Genomic DNA, 1,923 nt, shown 5'->3' on the forward strand with positions numbered 1-1,923 from the left:
CGAATCCAGCATATCCCCGGCAGGCTTGAAACATTGAGGGCTGGACAACGGGTGATTCTGAAAGGGGCCAACTGGCAGGATCTGGCCTTTGAGCAGTCGATTCGACAGATGCTGGCGCAAAAGTGTTTTGAGAGCAATGGCAAGATCTGTCAGTTACCAGACGATGTTGAGTTTTATCAGATGCCGATAGGGAATAACGAGCTACATTCACTGTTCCAAAGCCTGTCACACTCTGTTAGCGCAGCGAAAAACCCGATCATCATTAACCAAAGTAATATTTCCCAATGGCTGAACCCGATTGCCATTGCTCCTGAAGGCCATGCAGTTCCTAACAATCATCTGTTGGAACAAGTTCGGGCGGGTGGTGCAGTCACCGTAACGTCTCCTCTCACCGAGGCACTCTGGTTTCGTTTACTGGGTTCACTGCAGACGATTCGCAAGACGACCGGTATGGAGCCCCGGCTTCAGGTGGCTCATACAAGACGGCAGCCGAAAGCTCTCAGGCTGGCAGAAAACGATGAGCACTCGATGGCAGATAACACCGCCTTTGAAACCATCACATATCGGCAACAGGCTCAGGCCAGTTATTGGGTCAATCATCAGAAGTCGCCTTTGGTGATTCAAGTCAATGAACAGACCAGTCTCAGCCAGCTGTTTGATAATATCTATATCAGCTCGGAACAAAAGGCACATTTTGGACGACGTCAAACTGAGTTGCAGAAGGCATTAACCTCTGGCAAGCATGTCCTATTGCGAGGCCTGGAAAGCAATCCAACCCTTCAACAACTTCTGGAACCCCTGGCTGTTGGACAACCTCTGTTGATTAATGGCCAGTTACAGGCCTACCCGAAAGCTCATGTCACCCTACTCTGGCCTGAGTCTGCGAAAAGCCCATCTTCGGTATTCAGTTCAATGGTTGCCAAGAGTAAACCGTGTCCTGAGGTCAATATTTGGGATATCAACGCGGTTAAGCATGATATCCCCCGGGCGGGGCTGCCAGAACAGGCACTTCACCAACTGTACGAGGCGTTTACCAGTGTATCTGGCCACCTTTGTAACCCTCTGCCTGAGATAAGCGAAGGGTTGTTGAACAACCTGATTCTGGCTGCCCGGCGAGCACAGCAGGTTGACCAGTCCTCACAACTCCTTCCTTGCCACTGGCGCAAGGCCATCAATAGCGTCATCACCCATGGCACCCGGCAAAATCCGTCAGTACGTGATTTTATGAAAGTGGCTTGCTGGCATTTACTGCCGGATGCTCATAAGACGTCGGATAAGAATCAAACCGCCTCGGTAGACCCGGATCGTTTAAATGCCATCATCAATAGTGCCCCAGTGTTGGATAGAGCGTTTGTGAAGCAGAACCTGTGGCCACTGGCCAGAGCCCTTGACCCGGCCGTCTTTAAGGGCAACGAATTTGAAGGATTACAACTGTCCTATGAATGTCCATTTCCATCATCCCGGGCTGAAGGAGAATCTCTGGATAGGCTCTGTGCCATGATCGTGGCCCATGCTCCTGAACAACAAAGACATGCAATGGCGTATCAGTTAGCAGTCGATCCGGCTGTAGCAGAGCTGCATCAACCCTCAGCCATCAGGCCATCAAGACAGATTAAACGTTTGGAGGATGCGCTGGCTTCTGGCTGGCAGTTGCCATTACCACCGGGGCAGACCCGATCCGATGCCATTCAATCTCTGGCCACCGATTGTTTTTACATCGCCAGAACAGCGAATTCTGACGCCGCAGGCATCGAGCACACAGAAACTCGACTGTCTGAATCACTGAAATGGACGGGCTCCACCGACAAGCCCCTGTCAGCACTGGCTCATGATCTTTATCACAGCAAGATGAGCCAGAAGGATCGCGAAAGCCGTCGATTATCCCGACTCCATGACCGGCTTGCGGACTCTCCCGTTATATTC

The 1,923-nt window shown here is 51.4% G+C and carries 1 protein-coding gene; it reads left to right on the plus strand.

The window, feature by feature from the left end; genetic code table 11:
- On the plus strand, positions 1–1,923 hold a 1,923-nt coding region (locus KDK19_RS06005; protein ID WP_257291549.1), incomplete at both ends, for a hypothetical protein.

This window comes from Endozoicomonas sp. ONNA1, assembly GCF_024606325.1.
Lineage (GTDB): Bacteria > Pseudomonadota > Gammaproteobacteria > Pseudomonadales > Endozoicomonadaceae > Endozoicomonas_A.